This is a genomic window from Draconibacterium sp. IB214405 (genome assembly GCF_033963885.1).
Lineage (GTDB): Bacteria > Bacteroidota > Bacteroidia > Bacteroidales > Prolixibacteraceae > Draconibacterium.
The window spans coordinates 77,353-94,689 of record NZ_JAXBMA010000001.1; the positions used below are offsets into that span (position 1 = coordinate 77,353).

The 17,337-nt window shown below is 41.4% G+C and carries 10 protein-coding genes; 1 reads left to right on the plus strand and 9 read right to left on the minus strand.

The window, feature by feature from the left end; genetic code table 11:
• Positions 1–227 precede the first annotated feature (227 nt).
• From SLH46_RS00255 to SLH46_RS00290, 8 genes are all read right to left on the minus strand, one after another.
• A complete protein-coding gene (locus SLH46_RS00255; RefSeq protein WP_320279123.1) occupies positions 228–1,880 on the minus strand; it encodes an AMP-binding protein in 1,653 nt (550 codons plus the stop codon).
• A gap of 15 nt (positions 1,881–1,895) precedes the next feature.
• Positions 1,896–2,471 (minus strand): helix-turn-helix domain-containing protein, encoded by a 576-nt coding sequence (locus SLH46_RS00260; protein WP_320279124.1) that lies wholly within the window; start codon positions 2,469–2,471, stop codon positions 1,896–1,898.
• Positions 2,472–2,761: 290 nt separating this feature from the next.
• Positions 2,762–5,335: an alpha-glucan family phosphorylase gene (gene glgP / locus SLH46_RS00265; RefSeq protein WP_320279125.1), complete on the minus strand. Its 2,574-nt coding sequence runs from the start codon at positions 5,333–5,335 to the stop codon at positions 2,762–2,764.
• Positions 5,336–5,503: 168 nt separating this feature from the next.
• On the minus strand, positions 5,504–6,814 hold the full coding sequence (locus SLH46_RS00270; protein ID WP_320279126.1) for a glycoside hydrolase family 57 protein: 1,311 nt from the start codon (positions 6,812–6,814) through the stop codon (positions 5,504–5,506).
• 6 nt (positions 6,815–6,820) lie between these two features.
• Entirely contained in the window at positions 6,821–8,113 is a 1,293-nt protein-coding gene (locus SLH46_RS00275) for a glycosyltransferase family 4 protein (RefSeq protein ID WP_320279127.1), read from the minus strand.
• 62 nt (positions 8,114–8,175) lie between these two features.
• Positions 8,176–10,122: an amylo-alpha-1,6-glucosidase gene (locus SLH46_RS00280; protein WP_320279128.1), complete on the minus strand. Its 1,947-nt coding sequence runs from the start codon at positions 10,120–10,122 to the stop codon at positions 8,176–8,178.
• A 71-nt stretch (positions 10,123–10,193) separates the two neighbouring features.
• Positions 10,194–11,225 carry a GSCFA domain-containing protein gene (locus tag SLH46_RS00285; protein ID WP_320279129.1) on the minus strand — a complete coding sequence of 344 codons (1,032 nt, stop codon included), beginning with the start codon at positions 11,223–11,225 and terminating at the stop codon, positions 10,194–10,196.
• Positions 11,226–13,244 carry an alpha amylase C-terminal domain-containing protein gene (locus tag SLH46_RS00290; RefSeq protein ID WP_320279130.1) on the minus strand — a complete coding sequence of 673 codons (2,019 nt, stop codon included), beginning with the start codon at positions 13,242–13,244 and terminating at the stop codon, positions 11,226–11,228.
• A 430-nt stretch (positions 13,245–13,674) separates the two neighbouring features.
• Here SLH46_RS00290 and SLH46_RS00295 point away from each other — a divergent pair, with 430 nt between their 5' ends.
• Entirely contained in the window at positions 13,675–14,907 is a 1,233-nt protein-coding gene (locus SLH46_RS00295; protein WP_320279131.1) for a PLP-dependent transferase, read from the plus strand.
• Here the strand turns inward: SLH46_RS00295 and SLH46_RS00300 are convergent.
• Positions 14,899–17,313 carry a TonB-dependent receptor gene (locus tag SLH46_RS00300; protein ID WP_320279132.1) on the minus strand — a complete coding sequence of 805 codons (2,415 nt, stop codon included), beginning with the start codon at positions 17,311–17,313 and terminating at the stop codon, positions 14,899–14,901. The genes SLH46_RS00295 and SLH46_RS00300 overlap by 9 nt on opposite strands.
• Positions 17,314–17,337 lie beyond the last annotated feature (24 nt).

Below are 17,337 nucleotides of genomic sequence, written 5' to 3' on the forward strand. Positions count from 1 at the left end.
ATATGACATAAGTCATAACGCAGACAAGTGTGATTTTTGTGAAGTAAAAGGTCTTAAGTAATCTTAGAATAATAGCACGAAACCATAACAGAATTATTCCGGGGAATACAAACTGAAAGTGAAAAATCACTTTCCCTTGCAATCTGAAACTTTGCAAAAAAATGTCTTTTTTGTTCGATTATCTCTATCGGTAATAATAATTCAATAGAAATCAATGATAGAGAGATTTATACAATCTCAATGCCTTGTTCCTTACATAGCTCAACCGATAGCTCACTAAGCTTGTATTTCTGGATTTTACCGCTGGCAGTCATCGGAAAACCATCAACAAAGAAAATGTATTTAGGAATTTTAAATCGCGCAATCTTACCTCTGCAGAAATCAAGCACTTCTTCCTCTGTCAATGATTCGTCTTTTTTCAGTTTTATAAAAGCACCAACCGCCTCGCCATATTTTGGACTTGGCACACCGGCTACTTCTACCGCCTCGATTTGCGGCAGTTGATACAAGTAATTTTCAATTTCGCGCGGGTAAATATTTTCGCCACCACGTACGATCATATCTTTAATACGGCCAGTAATTCTGTAAAAGCCGTCCTCTGTTTTTATTGCCAGGTCGCCCGAATGCAACCATCCATCTTTATCAATGGCTTTTGCTGTCTCTTCCGGATTATTGTAGTACCCTTTCATTACATTGTAACCACGGCAACAAATTTCCCCTTGTTCTCCCGCCGGACATTCTTCGCCGGTTTCAGGATTAACGATCTTCACCTCAACATTTGGGAATTCGAATCCAACTGTTGTGGACCGAACTTCAACCGAATTGTGGGTTCGTGTGGCTGTCATTCCCGGAGAGCTTTCGGTAAGGCCATACACAATGATAATGTCCTTCATGTTCATCTTGTCCATCACCTGGCGCATCGTTTCTATCGGACAAAGTGCTCCGGCCATAATTCCGGTGCGCAACGACGACAGATCGAACATTTCAAACATTGGATGATTCAGTTCTGCAATAAACATGGTTGGCACACCGTAAAGTGCCGTACACTTTTCTTTCTGAACCGATGCCAGTACAAGCAGCGGATCAAAATCCTCAGTAAAAACCATGGTAGCGCCATGTGTTACGATTGAACACACCGCAAGCACACAACCAAAACAATGAAACAGCGGAACACAAACCAGTAGTCGGTCGTCTTCAGTATATTTCATGCACTCGCCCGTTGCATATCCGTTATTCAGAATGTTGTGATGAGTTAACATCACTCCTTTAGGAAAACCTGTTGTGCCCGAGGTATATTGCATATTCACCACATCGTGGCAATCCAATCCAATTTTTACACTCTCTAACTCCAGGTCGTCGATATGACTTCCCAATAACATCAGCTCGTCGGTGCTGTACATTCCCCGATTTTTCTGCTGACCGATAAACCCTACATTTTTGAGCTTCGGAAATTTTTCTGATTTTAACTTTCCACGCGCCTGACTTTTTAGTTCCGGTACCAGATCGAACACCATTTGAACGTAGTTGCTGTCGCGGTAACCATCAACAATAAAAAGTGAATTGATATCGGCATTTTTAAGGATATATTCCAGCTCCGACGATTTATAATTGGTATTTACGGTAACCAGAACAGCTCCGATTTTTGCTGTTGCAAACATCAATGTGGTCCAGTCGGGAACATTTTTTGCCCAAACGCCCACTTTGTCGCCCGGTTTAATGCCAATAAACAGTAAACCTTTTGCCAGGCTGTCTACCCGCTCATTAAACGCTTTGTACGTAAACCGAAGATTACGGTCGGGATAAACGATAAAATCTTTATCCGGTGTTTCGAAGGCCCATTTTTCCAGTATATTTCCTAAAGTATAGTCGAGTAGTTGCATGAAAACGTTTTTAGTTTAGATTGGCGTATAAATTACCGCAAGCATTTTGGCTCCTTCATCTCCTGCTGCATGAATATTATGCGCAACAACCGAATCAAGATAAATGGTATCGCCCTTTTTCAAGACGTACACCTCTTTTCCATAGTTAATTTCGATACTTCCCTCCAACACATAAATAAATTCTTCGCCCTCGTGCGACGACAGTTTGTAATCCGATTCTTCTGCCGGTTCTATTTCCACCAAAAAAGGCTCCATGTGCCTTCCGGCTTTAGCTTGTGCCAGCGAGAAAAAGTTCAGGTGCTCGCGACTGGTTTCGTCTTTTGTTGAGAAACTCAGGCTTTCCTCTGCCTGACCCGCATTTACCAGTGCCGGACCAATGGTCTCCTGATCATCCAGAAATGTTCCGATTCGAACGCCCAAAGCACGCGAAATTTTTATAAGAATACCAAGTGACGGCACATTCCCTTTTTCTTCAATTAACTGAAGTTGTGCTTCATCAAGATTAGCCTGCAACGCCAAATCAGGTCGCGAAAGTTGTCTGAACTCGCGAAACTCTTTTATTTTTTTACCAACACTTTTTTGGTTTTTCATGTGTTTATGATTTTTAAATTTTACGGCAATCCGTCAACTGACGGAGAATTCGAGTGAAACAATGATCATTAAGATTGCTGTAAATTTTAGCTCTCATGCTCATTTTATATTACAAATGATATTTCGTAAAAATAATAGTTTGAATGAAATGTAAAAATGATACCAATTACAATTTTAAAACATATTCGATTTTGAAACTTTTGTTGCGTACTCCGACTGATGATCAGCGCATAAAAAAAGGTGCCCAAACGGACACCTTTTATATATTTTATTTTTAAGACTTTACAGAATTAACTTATCCATTTAATAAATCTGAAATCCTGTCGATGCGGTAGTTCCGGATGTTTTGCATACAACCTGAAACTGTATGCGAACGATCCCGGGTGATCAGGCAACACAATGTGTTTGTAACAACACCCTGTACCTTCACATTTTTCAGGAATAAATTCCAGCGTACGTACAACTTTTTCCTGTCCATCATCATCACTTTCGGTAATAACCAGTTCCAAACCAACTTCCTCGGGCGATAAACCTTTAAGATCAACCGATACTTTTACAGGATATTTTTCACCCATCAACATGGTGTGTGCAATACCATCGATGATCTCGATGTTTTTCACTTCAATCTCGTCCCATTTTGCGGCTATTTTTTCTTTCCAGGCAGCTAATTCTTTCGCCAGTTTAAATGCATCAGCTTTTACTTTCTGCGTACGTTCATACTGCGGATTGTAGTAACGATCCTTGTAATCGCGCATCATTCGCGAGGTTGTAAAGTTTGGCGACACATTTGCCAGCGTATTTTTCACATAGCTGATCCATTTTTCAGGAATATCGTACTGGTTACGGTTATAATAGGCCGATACAACTTCTTCTTCCAGAATATTGTAAATGGTTTCAGCATCCAGTTCATCCTGGAAATCCTGCACGTCGTAGGCACGCTCAGCTGGCAATGCCCAACCGGCATCTTTCTGATATCCTTCAACCCACCAGCCATCGAGTACAGAAAAGTGCAGCGTTCCGTTCATCACACCTTTTTCACCACTTGTTCCCGATGCTTCCAACGGACGGGTTGGTGTGTTCATCCAAACATCAACGCCCTGCAAAAGCATTTTTGCGAGGTTCATATCGTAGTTCTGTACAAACAGAATTTTTCCACGGAACTCAGGACGTTTTGATACTTCAACAATGTGTTTGATCAAATCCTGACCTGCTTTGTCGGCCGGGTGTGCTTTTCCTGCAAAAATAAATTGTACCGGACGCGCAGGGTCGTTTACGATCTTCGCCAAACGGTCAAGGTTCCGAAACAACAAATGCGCACGTTTATAAGTGGCAAACCTTCGGGCAAAACCGATGGTAAGCGTATTCGGATTTAATTTTCCAAGAATCTCGGTAATCAACTTTGGATTCTCCGATCGTTTGATCCAGTTATCCGAGAAACGCTCTTTTATGTAGTTGATTAATTTCTGACGTAGCTTTTTACGGAGTTCCCAAATCTCGTGATCGGGTACGTTGTAAATGTTTTTCCAAACATCAAAATCCAATTGATTATCCGGAAACTGCTCGCCAAAATATCTTTTATGAATGTCTTTCCACTCCTGGGCAGCCCACGTTGGGTAGTGTACACCGTTGGTTACATAACCAATCTCCAGTTCTTCCTCAAGATAACCCTGGAAAAGGTCTTTCAACACTGCCTTACTAACGTCGCCGTGCAACATACTTACACCATTTATTCCCTGCGACAGGTTACTGGCAAGGTAACTCATATTAAAATGGTCTTCCTCTTTTCGCGCTTTTCCCAGCATTTCAAAATCTTCCCAGCTTATACCAAGTTTTGCGGGGAAGAAATCCATGTAATGACGGAAAAGATCGTTGTGGAATGAATCGTGACCGGCAGGAACCGGTGTATGTGTTGTAAATACCGTTGAAGCATTCACCACCTCTTTTGCCTCAGCATAAGTCAGCTTTTCTTCCACCATCAAATTGGCAATACGCTCGATACCGATAAACGCAGCATGTCCTTCGTTACAATGGTAAACGTCTGATTTGTATCCCAATTTTTTCAAAGCCTGAATACCTCCCAAACCAAGTAACATTTCCTGTTTCAAACGGTTTTCGTTGTCGCCTCCATATAAATGGTGGGTAACAAAACGATCGGCATCGCTGTTTTCGTGGTGATCGGTGTCGAGCAGGAATAGTTTTACCGAACCGATATTGGTTTGCCAAACTCGGCCAATCACATTTCTGCCCGGATATTGAATTTCAACTCTCACCCATTCTCCATCGGCATCAAGAGCAGGCTGAACAGGAATTTTAGAGAACTGCTGCGCATCGTAAACAGCCATCTGTTCTCCGTGTAAATTCAGGTTTTGTTTGAAATAACCGTAACGGTAAAGCAAACCTACGGCAACCAGGTTTGTCTTCATATCGCTGGCCTCTTTCAGGTAGTCGCCGGCCAGAATACCCAAACCGCCAGAGAATATCTTTAAACTGTCGTGTAATCCATACTCCATACTAAAGTACGCGATTTCAGGCCCTCCAAGATTCTTTCTGTCGTCGAGGTACTGATTAAATTTCGCATTTACTTCGTGCATGCGGGCCACGAACATTTCATCGTTTTCCAACTCTTTAAAACGGTTGTAGCTTACCTGATCAAGCAATACGATCGGATTATGCGCACATTCTTCCCAAATTTCAGCATCAATATGCTGAAACAGTTCACGTGCTTCAGTGTTCCAAACCCACCACAGGTTTTTCGACAAATCACGAAGTGGCGAAAGGCTCTCCGGTACGTTCGATTCTACAATTATCCGTTTCCAAACCGGTTCCTCAATAACCGGATTTTTTATAAATTTTGCTTTTTCCATTTTCTTTTCATTTTAATAGTTACATGCAGCGCCACACTGGCAAACCACTGTCGCTAAATGTTTTATAGCGGCTGCAAAATTAAATTATCATTTTTACTATTTCTATTTTACACAATTTTAGTTAAGCAAATTTAATGTTGTGTACAGATAGCTTATCTCGGCTATCAGCTATTTCTTTAGTTTCTTATTTTTTTGTAATCGACGAAGGTCGTCCTCCATTTTTTTAATTTTTTGTTCTTTTTCTTCCAGCAAACGATGAAGTGAGGCAATTTCGTTTTCTATTTCATTTTCAGGAACTTTAGCATTTAGCCTCATCTTAAAGTCACTCAGCACATTCATATAATTTATAAACGCTTCGTACGGCGAATCGAAATTACTGTAAACACTGTGCGGGTCGGCATCGGCAAAATATTTGGTCGACATGTAAAAGAAATGATCGCTAACCTGCAGGTAGTTCCAGTCTTTCTGAAGTTCAGGATCGGTACATTTTGCCATTTGTCCTCTCATATCATAGAGTTTCCCATAAGCTTCCATTTGCATCCCGTTTCCCAGCCAGGCGCTCAAATCACGCTCTTCATCCGACCACGAAATAGGATGCGGAACACTAACCGCCGAAACCGGCTGAAGTTCCTCTGCCGCTTCGGAAGGTGTGGAAAATTTAAGACAATTACTTTCCACAATTTGTTCTGACACAGCTTTTAGAAACTCAAAAATTCCACTCTCTTTTGGCTGGCGGCTTCCAAACGTATCGTAGCCTAAAAACAGGTTTACGATCTCTTCTTCGTCTGCCGCATCCTCCAGCCATTCAACAAATTTCTCAGCAGTAAGCGGATATTTATCCCATTTTTTATCCGAAAAACGAAATGCAATATCATCGCTCATTTTATAGTTACGCATCAAAATTTTTAAACGTGGATTAATGGCATTCACGTACAAAAAATTGGGGCTTTTCCATCCCAAAATGTGTTTTGCACCTTCGGTTAACATGGCCGAGTAACCCATTTTAGCCACCCGCTCACCAATCTCATCCGAGTAGATCATTTCGGTATTTCGAAACACTTTTGGTTTCTGACCAAATAAACGAACCAGCTGTTTATCGTGCCTTTTTACCTGATCGGTAAATGTATCGGCATCTTTCAGGCTGCTCAACGAATGCGAATAGGTCTCGGCTAAAAACTCAACGCAGCCCGTCTTGGCCAGTTTCTGAAACGATTCGATCACCTCGGGTGCATAAAGTTCGAATTGCTCGAGCGCCACACCGGTAATAGAGAAAGCAACTTTAAATTTATTCTTGTATTTTTCAGCCAGCTCCAATAATAATTTGTTGGCTGGCAGGTAACAGTTTTTTGTAATGTTATGAACGATACTTTCGTTCGAATAATCGTCGTAATAATAATGGTCGTTACCGATATCAAAAAAGCGGTAACGCCTGTGCCTGAACGGTTGATGTATCTGAAAAAATAAACATATCTGTTTCATAATCATTTAATTCTTTTGTAGGGTTTCCATGTAAACTTTTCGAACCTCGTTGGCCGAATGAATCCATTTCAGCGCATTCACTTCGCTTTTTCCTTCGTTTTGAAAATGCTCCGACAATGAGGTATAATTTAAAACACCATAAATCGCGTCAGCCATGGCATAGGTATCCCAGAAATCGATTTTTATGGCATGTTTCAATATTTCGGCCACTCCCGACTGTTTGGAAATAATAACCGGCACGTTCAGCTGCATGGCTTCCAGCGGAACAATTCCAAACGGCTCCGATACTGAAGGCATCACAAAAACGTCAGTCATATTAAAAAGGTCGTTAACATCGTTTCCTTTTAAAAATCCGGTAAAATGAAAACGATCGGCTATTCCCAATTCAGCTGTTCGCGCAATCATTTCATTCATCATATCTCCGCTACCGGCCATCACAAAACGTGCATTCTGCATTTTTTTCAACACCAGATTGGCGGCTTCAATAAAGTAACCGGGGCCTTTTTGCATAGTTATGCGGCCCAAAAAAGTTACAACTTTATCGTTTACTCCTTTTGGTGGCAAACTACCTTTTTCGTTTTCTATCGATTCTACTGCATTGTAGACCGTTACTACTTTAACGGGATTTATTCCGTATTTTTCGATAACGATATTTCGTGTAAGGTTACTTACGGTTATTATTTTATCTGCGGCTTCCATACCCTCGCGCTCAATGGCATAAACCTTTGGGTTTACATCGCCGCCACTCCGGTCGAATTCGGTGGCATGAACGTGAATAACCAGCGGTTTTCCACTGATTTCACGAGCTGCTATTCCGGCCGGATAAGTTAACCAGTCGTGTGCATGGATAATATCACAAGTTGTGTCTTCGGCGATCAACTGTGCCACCAGTGCATATTCACGAATTTCTTTTAACAGATCGGGGCCATAACCTCCGCTGAAATTTATTTTTGAATGGTCATCAGTTTCAATAAATTTGGTTTGGCTTGAATAGCGTCCACTTTTTAATTGCCAAAATTCCTCTTCAGTGACATACGGCAGAATTGGCGAATCCACTTCGAGGTATTCCATTGTTTTTGATTCAGAATCGAAATGAACCGTTTTTCTGTTTACAGGAATGGTATTTGCCCCGATGAGTTTCATGCGCTCCTGGTCTTCGTCGCCAAAAGCTTTAGGAACCACAAAAGTCACATCAATGTCGTCTATCTCCGACATTCCTTTTGTTAGTCCGTAACATGCTGTTCCCAATCCACCTGAGATATGGGGAGGAAACTCCCATCCAAACATTAATACCTTCATGGGCCTGTAAAATTTAACCGATTATTCTTCCCGTTCTTACAAAACGTTTCACAATGTTCCAACTACTCAGAATACTCCTGCACCATATTCTGTGCATAAAGTACGCCTGCAACGTTCCAGGCCTGCGAAATAGCTCCCCGCGCAATATGCGGCGGATCTCCTTCATACATTTCAGAGATATTACCAATGCAGTGCTCTGTCATTTCTTCTTCAAAACTTTCTACAATTTGTTTCACAAAAGGCAATCCTCCACGTTTATGAATTTTCAGATAGCCCTCAACAAAAAACTGTAGCAACCATGGCCATACTGCACCCTGATGAATTGCCAGTTCGCGCTCCTCCGGGCCACCCGAAACATTTCCGAAGTAACGTAAATGATCGGGCGATAAGGTTCGTAAACCACGGTTGGTAAGCAATTTCCGCTTTACTACGCTAAGCACCTCTTTTTGCTGTTCCCGGGAAAGCGGCGTGTAATCCATGGCAACCGCAATTACCATATTTGGCCGCACTGCCCAATCGTACTGATCATCTTTTACCACATCGGCAAGGTAACCGCGTCCGTCACCCCAAAAGGTTTTCAGGAACGATTGCGCCACCTTTTTACACATGTGTTTCCACTTGTCGATAAACTCTCTGTCGCCGGCCATATCGGCTAAATCCAGTGCAAAACAAATGGCGTTAAACCAAAGTGCATTCACTTCAACTGCCAGTCCGGAACGTGGCACCACTGCTTTTCCATCAACCGAAGCATCCATCCACGTAAGTGCCGTATCTTTCTTTTCGGCATGAATCAATCCGTTTGGTAACACTTTTATGCATGCCTGATTTTGATTGACGTAGGCATCAAGAATCCGTTTTATCGCTTCTCCGTAAAGCTTCCATAAAGCCTTCGGATTATTCTTTTTCTTAAAATATTGCTGAATTACCCAGATAAACCACAGCGATGTATCTGCCGAATGGTATTCCAGTTTTTGATCTTTTATCCGGTCGGGGAAAAAGCCGTCGTTAAAATATTTGAGGTGCGAATCGAGAATTTTTTCGCAAAGTTTTGCATCGTTCAGCGCCAGACATAAACCGGGAAGCGAAATAAATGTTTGCCGGGTAATACTGTTATACCAGGGGAAACCTGCTATAATATCGGCAGTATAACCTTCGTGCATTATAAACTGATGAGCGGCCTGCTCCAATACACTTTTAAAGGTTTCTTTTCCACCTCGTTTTTTCTGTTCTTTGGTAAAACGTTGTTTTAACGACACCGGATTAGCCTCATTCAGCCCGGCGGCAAAAACAACCGATTCTCCCTTTTTCATCGGGAACTCGAAATAGCCCGGAACAAAAAGATCTTCCAGGTAATCGTAACCTCGATGAAGTTCTTTCAGGTATTCAATATCGTAATACCAATCGGGAACAGCTACAAAATCAACCGACTTGCTGCATTGCATAAACAAATCGGGATAACCGTCGTACAAACAGGTTTTTATACCATTATTAACCTTCCCAAACTTTCGGTTGAGGTACATATTTGCCTTGCTCAAATCGTGAATGTTACGAAAAGCCAAAAATGGTTTTAGGCGTAAAGTGGTTGGCGATTTCGCCTCTTCAAGTGTATATCGTATAAGAATTTGTTCTTCTTTTTCAACCAGCAAGCGCTCTTTGGTAAGCACCACTCCTCCAACCCGATAGGTAATTTTCGGAATGGAATCGAACTCTACATTCCGAATATATTTGTGTCCGTTGGGCTCGTAATTCCCTCCTTTATAGCGATGAATTCCAAGATTAAATTCGGCCTCGTTTTGTATTACCGTTTCATCGAGAGTTGAAAGCAACACATGTTTTTCGCCACCAAAGTTATCAATCGGACACACCAACAGGCCGTGGTATTTGCGCGTGTTGCATCCATTAAGTGTGGTACTTAAATAAGAACCGGCCCTGTTTGACCGTAATATTTCTTTGAACAGCGAATATTCAAGATTTACCAGCTGTTCCTTATCAAATTGAAGGTAATGCATAACAATAACACTTTGGTAAATTGAGTATTGGTTCAGTAGACACAATAAAGAAGCACTACTAAGTTAAGGATTTAACTTACAATTGTTTCATCGCCACTTCCTAAATCCTCAATCTGTGTATTAAAATATTCTTTTTCTAACTTTAAATTAAGATACGGAAATCTTTTTTCGAGATCCCCGGTTTTTTTCAGAAAGCTAAGGAGAAATTTAGAAAATTCAATGGAGTTCTTATTGATCGGGCGATGCTTTACAGCATTTGTGATTTTTACGACTTCTTTCGATAACGCGAGACTTTCCGCATCGATAAGTGCTTCAGCAAAACGCTCCCAGATGTGTTTAATGGCCACCTCGGAAATATGCAACATGTCCTCGGCATAAAAACGGTAATCACGCAGTTCGTCCATTACAATTTCGTACGATGGAAAATAGGCACATTTTTCCGATCCAAATTCCTGAACCAACTGATCTACAGCCAATATTAGCGTCGCCTTACTTCGCTGATTTTCAACCGCACCATCTTTCCAGTGACGGATCGGACTCACAGTAAAAACCACTTTTAACTTCGGATTAAATTCCCAAAGTTTAGTTAGCAACTGACGATATACATCAAGAATTTGTTGAACAGATAACCTTTCGCGCACAAACTCACGGGCCGGAATTTTATGGCAATTCGAAACCAGTTCGCCGTCCTTTTTATAACGGTAAATCCATGCTGTACCAAAAGTTATATACAGAAAATCGGCCTCTTTCAAAAAAGTGGCTGAGTTTACAATTCGGCTGTTTATCTCATCCAGTGCAACGTCCTTTTCAATATTTGAGAACCTTCCATGATGAGAAAAGCTGTGCCAAAGCCCGTTGTGTTCCACAAGATCCGACGAGCCAAATTGTTTTTCATCCAGCAAAATTTGCAATCCGTTGGCAACAGAGAGTGGATTATACAAAATTCCAAACGGGTTGATGTCGACCGGGTATTTCAGAGCTTCCATTTTTGCCCCTACATTTTCTGTAAAACACGATCCCATAAACAGGTTCTTCTTCTTGTAACCTGTTTGCCACAAAAACTGTGGCACGTCCACTATGGTTTGAAACTTTGTTTCGGCCATCTACTTCGCTTTTGGGATATCAACCTTTTTTAATACCAGTGCCGTTCTGGCCGGCAGGTACAGTTTCAGGTAATGCTGGCTGTCCATTCCTTTACTTGGCATGGTATAATAACTTATTTCTTCGTCAATCCGGTCGTGACCACCAAAACGCCCCGAGTCGGAATTCAATACAATTTGATATTTCCCTGCTCCCAACGGAATACCGTAATCGGTAAACGACTGGGTTGGGTTAAAATTGAACACAAATAAAAACAGTCCGCGGTGGTAGGCCAGCACCTTATCTGGTTTATTCTCCAACACCTTGTCAACCGAAGGAATAGAAAGTATTTTATTCTGATTGATCAGCTGAATCATTTCTTTATCGAAATCGTACAGCCAGTGAAATTTTAATTCCGGATCTTCGGAAATACTCCAAATTCTGCGTGCATGACTGTAGGACCAGTTATTCCCTTCTCGCGGAAAATCGATCCATTCGGGATGACCGAATTCGTTGCCCATAAAATTCAGATAAGCTCCTCCGGCGGAACTTGCAGTCACCAGGCGGATAATTTTATGCAAAGCAATCCCCCTTTCAACAGTCAGGTTTGGCTGATCTTTTCGCATGGAGAAATACATCTCCTTGTCTATCAAACGGAATATTATTGTTTTATCGCCGACCAAAGCCTGATCGTGCGATTCGGCATAACTCACCACTTTTTCGTCCATACGTTTTGACGTGAGCTGGTAAAAAATATCACCAACTTCCCACTCATCATCCGACTTTTCTTTGATGGTTTTAATCCAGAAATCGGGCACTCCCATCGCCATTCTCAGGTCGAATCCCAAACCGCCATCCTCAATCGGCGCGGCCAATCCGGGCATTCCGCTCATGTCTTCAGCAATCGATAAAGCAGCTGGACTAACTTCTTTTATGAGTTTGTTGGCCAACTTAAAATATGTAGTGGCTTCATGGTCTACATTGGCATTAAAATAATCGTCGTAGTTCGTAAACGCGATTTCCAAACCATGATTAAAATACAACATACTGGTTACCCCGTCAAAACGGTAACCGTCGAACTTATATTCGGTGAGCCAGTAGCTGATATTTGATAACAGAAAATGCAGCACTTCATTCTTTCCATAGTTAAAACAGTAGCTGTCCCAGGCCGGATGCTCTCCTTTGCCGCCATCGTGGAAAAACTGGTAGCGTGTACCATCGTAATTTCCCAGCCCTTCAACTTCGTTTTTTACGGCATGCGAATGAACCAAATCCATAATTACGGCAATTCCCATTCCGTGCGCTTCATCAATCAACTGTTTCAATTCTTCGGGTGTTCCGAAACGAGACGAAGCTGCAAAAAAGCTGCTTACATGATAACCAAAACTCCCGTAATAAGGGTGCTCCGGAATAGCCATCAACTGAATAACATTGTAGCCGTTGGCTTTTATTCGTGGTAGCATTTGCTCGCGAAACTCATTGTAGGTATGCACACGCTCCTCTTCTCCAGCCATTCCAATGTGCCCCTCGTAAATTAAAGGTGGTTCATCGGCACGCTGAAAATCCGGATTTTTCCACTCGTACTCCGAATTGGGCGCCCACACCTGCGCATTAAACATGTGCGTATTTTCGTCTTGTACAACCCGGTTGGCCCAGGCCGGAATTCGTTTTCCAAAATTTACTGCCCAATGAATATTCAACGCATATAGATCGCCGTGTGACAGCTGATGTTCTTCCAGCGCCAATTCCCAAACGCCATTTTCAAGGTGCGAGAAAGAATAGTCAGCACTTTCCTGCCAGTCGTTAAACGTACCCACCAAAAAAATATGAGTGGCATTGGGTGCCCACTCACGCAACACCCAGCCTGAGCTTGTTTTGTGTAAGCCAAAATACAAGTGTCCGGTGGCAAAATCAGCCAACGATTTACCACCTGTTAATTCCTTTTCTTTTCGGTCGGCAAGAATCATCCTGTCGGTAATAACTCCGGAATAGGGCTCCAGCCATTTATCGTTCTGCACTAGTTGCGGCAGGTATCTTTTCATTTGATCGGTTCCTTTCTTTTCATTCGTTTAACTACGAATTTGTTTTTTAAAGATAGAGAAAGACACGTGAAAATGACGTTTATTTAGGATAAAAGATCGGAAGATCAACTCTGTTTTTAACTTTAAAAAGTAATAATCGGGTTACGACCCGAGGGTAAAGTATTGATCTGCAACGAGAATAAAAATAAAAAAACCATGACGGGGGGCGCCATGGTTAGTAGTTGTAAGTAAATGCTGTTTAATTATAACTTAAAACTGCGAAAATAAGTAACAATATTTATACCAAAGTTATGGGGATACGAAAAACTTTTATGTTTTAAAGTTGTTTTGAGGGTAACAAATATCAGGCTTTTTATTCTGGTATTTTATAACGAATCAGGGCAAGAAATACAATAATAGCGCTATTTTTCGGGCCTTAAAAAGCAGACAGATGAAAAAAACCGGATTTACTACTACCGCATTAAATGTTCCTTACGCCAAACAAGATCCACACAAGGCACTGCAAATGCCATTATACGAATCGGTTGCTTACGAATTTGATTCGGCAGAACAAATTGAAGCCAACTTTAAAGGCGACTATATTGCTCACGTATACTCCAGAACTACAAGTCCTACGGTTGAATATTTTGAGCTGAAATTAAAAGCGCTTACACAAAGTAGAGGCGTTATTGCTTTAAGTTCGGGAATGGCTGCTATATCAAATACGATATTGGCGCTAACCAAAGCGGGAGACAATATTATTTCAGGGAATCGTTTGTTTGGGCACAGTTATGCCTTGTTACAAACCACCCTTTCGGAATTTGGACTGGAAACACGGTTTAGCGATTTAAGTTCGGAAACAGAAATAGAACAACTGATCGATAAAAATACGCGTGCTATTTATTTCGAAACAGTTACCAACCCACAACTCGATATTGCTGATATTGAAATGCTGGCGCGTGTGGCAAAAAAACACAACCTGGTACTGGTTGCCGACAGCACCATTACACCTCCCAATGTTTTTAATGCGGGTAAATTTGGTATAAACATCGAAGTTATGTCGACAACTAAATACATCTCTGGTGGTGCAACTTCGTTTGGAGGTGCCATTGTCGATCACGGAAATTACGACTGGAAGCTCAACCCAAATACTGCTTCGTACACTGAAAAGTTTAACGACAACGCATTTCTTGCCAAGGTGAGGAAAAACATCTACCGAAATACCGGTGGAAGTATGGCTCCGCAAACGGCGCGTTTTCAAATTCAGGGACTCGACATTCTGGAGCTTCGGGTTGAAAAATGTTACCAAAACTGCCTGGCACTTGGGGAATACCTAAACTCAAACCCGAAAGTTAAAAAGGTGAGTTATCCGGGTTTGGAAAATGATGATCGTTATCCACTGGCCAAAAAATACTTTAACGGTGTTCCCGGTACGATCATGAGTTTTGAGCTGGAATCGAAAGATGTCTGTTATTCGTTTATGAATAAGCTGCAAATCATACGCCGCGCCACCAACCTGAATGATAACAAAACACTGATCATTCATCCGCATTCAACTATTTATGCCGAGTTTACCGAAGTCGAACGAATTGCGGCCGGTATAAACAACCGCATGATGCGCCTGTCGGTGGGAATTGAGAATGTTGCAGATTTAATTGCTGATATTAGTGAGGCATTAAAATGATTCTAAATTTCGCTTATTAACCACAAAATCGGCTTCGCCAATACATATTTTTCCGGTGGTAGTTATTCCCTCCACAAAGATTTTGTAATTGGCGAGGTTGTCGCACGAGAAAAAGGACACATTCTGTGATTTATCATCAACTAACATTGCAGGATTCCAATACAATGTCTGACGATAATCTGGAATCTCAGAATCACTTGCTACGGTATATCGTGGCGAATAAAATTCGCGGTATTTCTGAAAACCATTGATTCGTTTCACAAAGGTTCCCGCGATCAACTGATTTGTATAGTTATCACTAACTTCAGTTCGGGTTAAGATAGAAATCACCCCATTTGCTCCGTTCATTCCAAGAATAGCAGCAAAAGGACCTTTTATCACTTCTACCTTATCAATCTGAACCATAGGAATATTTTTTATCACATCCTTTTGCACAGTAAATCCATCCAACAAATACAATGGTTCTGTTGAGGCATAGATAGAACCTGTTCCTCTCATTCTAACATGGTCGCCTGTTACCCACACATTTGGGAAGCGCCCTTTAATAAACTGAAAGACATCCACATAACTACTGTGCCAATCTTCAACCTGTATGGAGTGCGAAGGAGACGGATACGGTCTGTAATGACCGTCATCAAATTCACTTTTACTTCTCACCACCTTAATTTCTTCCAAAATGCGGGTATTTCTGTCGGGATAAAATTCGCTCAATTTCAGCTCATTTTGGTACTTCTGCCTGTACATACCTACTGAAACGATTTCTCTATCTCCCAAATGATCCAGTTCTTTCTCTGATACCTCAAAAGTTTCCTGTCCGGGGTACGCCAATTCAAGGTTTGTATACCTTTTATCCTTGTTATTCAATCCCTGAATTATTACCAGGGCCGTGTCGAAATACTCCACATTGTCAAAGAGGAAGTCTCCTGTTTCGTTTGTCTTTCCGTTAAACAACACACTCCCCTCTTTGCCAATAATATTTAATAAAACATCAGTGTCGGCAAATGGCTTTTGTGTAACCAGTTTTCTGACTTTGCCTTTAAACTGCAGGCCGGCACCGGCAATTTCCGGCATTTCTTCAACCGATTTTAAATTATTCCAGGAGTACGAACTCCAGCCGGAGGTAAGCATCAAAAGATCGAGTTTTTCTGCCGATTCAATATTTTCAGAGTCCTTAAAGAATGCCGCAGCATTATCGACAGGGCCATTTAATTCTGAATCGAGCAACAAATACGACTGTATCGTTTGCGCATTTCCATTTTTAAGTAACAAATCTTTATTAATAACAGTCATTGAAACACGGGCCAGTTCACCTTTCGTCAATTTTGTTTCCGATTTCAAATCCAGTTCAATTTCTTCGCGGGTAGAATATTCTTCTTTATTCGGACTAACCTCAATATTTACAAATTCATCCTGCGTAGTTTTAAAATACAAACGTTCTGAAACGGGCTGTAAATCGCTGTTGACCAAAACCAGCCGGTTGATACCTGTCGACAAAACATCATTTTTTAAATCAACCAGTTTGTCCTTCTCCGATCCCGGAATCTCGATATAATTGTTCACCATTCCCCGATGCATACAAACAAGATAAGCGGGCCGATCGTCTGCCTCTGTTGATTCAACCCTTAATTGTATACCGTTCTTTTTCACCAGCGAGAGGGCAAGCTTTGAACCAATTTCACTAACCTCCGGAATGTTTAATGATACCTGGCGATCATCATCCAATTCTATTTTATATTTTTCACCGGCTTGGGATTTAAAAAACAATACGCCCAATCCCTGAAAACTGCTTTCAATATCCGCAACTTTTTTTCCCGACATGGTAAAAAGCGTTCCCTTCACATCAACGGACTTTCCAAGGCGGTTATAGGCCTTAAAAGCTACCCGGTTAATCTTTTCATTGAGAAGAATGCCTCCTTCGGGAAGAAAATCGATATATACCTTCGACCCAATGTCTTCAGCTTTATCTTCAGGAAACTTGTTTTTAACCGCACTAATTGTAATGGTTTTATTAAACAAGTTTTCCGGTTGCTGAACCTGCATAAAATCGGTGTAAGCCCGTAATAAATAGTTGCCTTCCTCCAGTGTATTATCGTTAAAACTCAGGTATCCCTTACTAAATCCATTAACTACCATTAAAAGTTCCTTTCGAACAATTTCACCTTCCTTATCTATAAGCTCAACATGCATATTCAATGAATCGGCAAAGTAAGTGTGGTTCTGTCCGTTAACGAGATAGGCTGAGAACCACAGCGTGTCTCCCCAGAAATAAAACTCCCGATCGGTGTGCAAATAAAGCTTTTGTATCTGGCCGTTTGGTTGATCGGCTACATAATTTTCAATGGATTGTGCTGTTGCTGAAAAAACGAACAACAACAACACTACGATGGGTGTAAGGTTCTTAAACATAGGATTATAAATTAGTGTCTAACT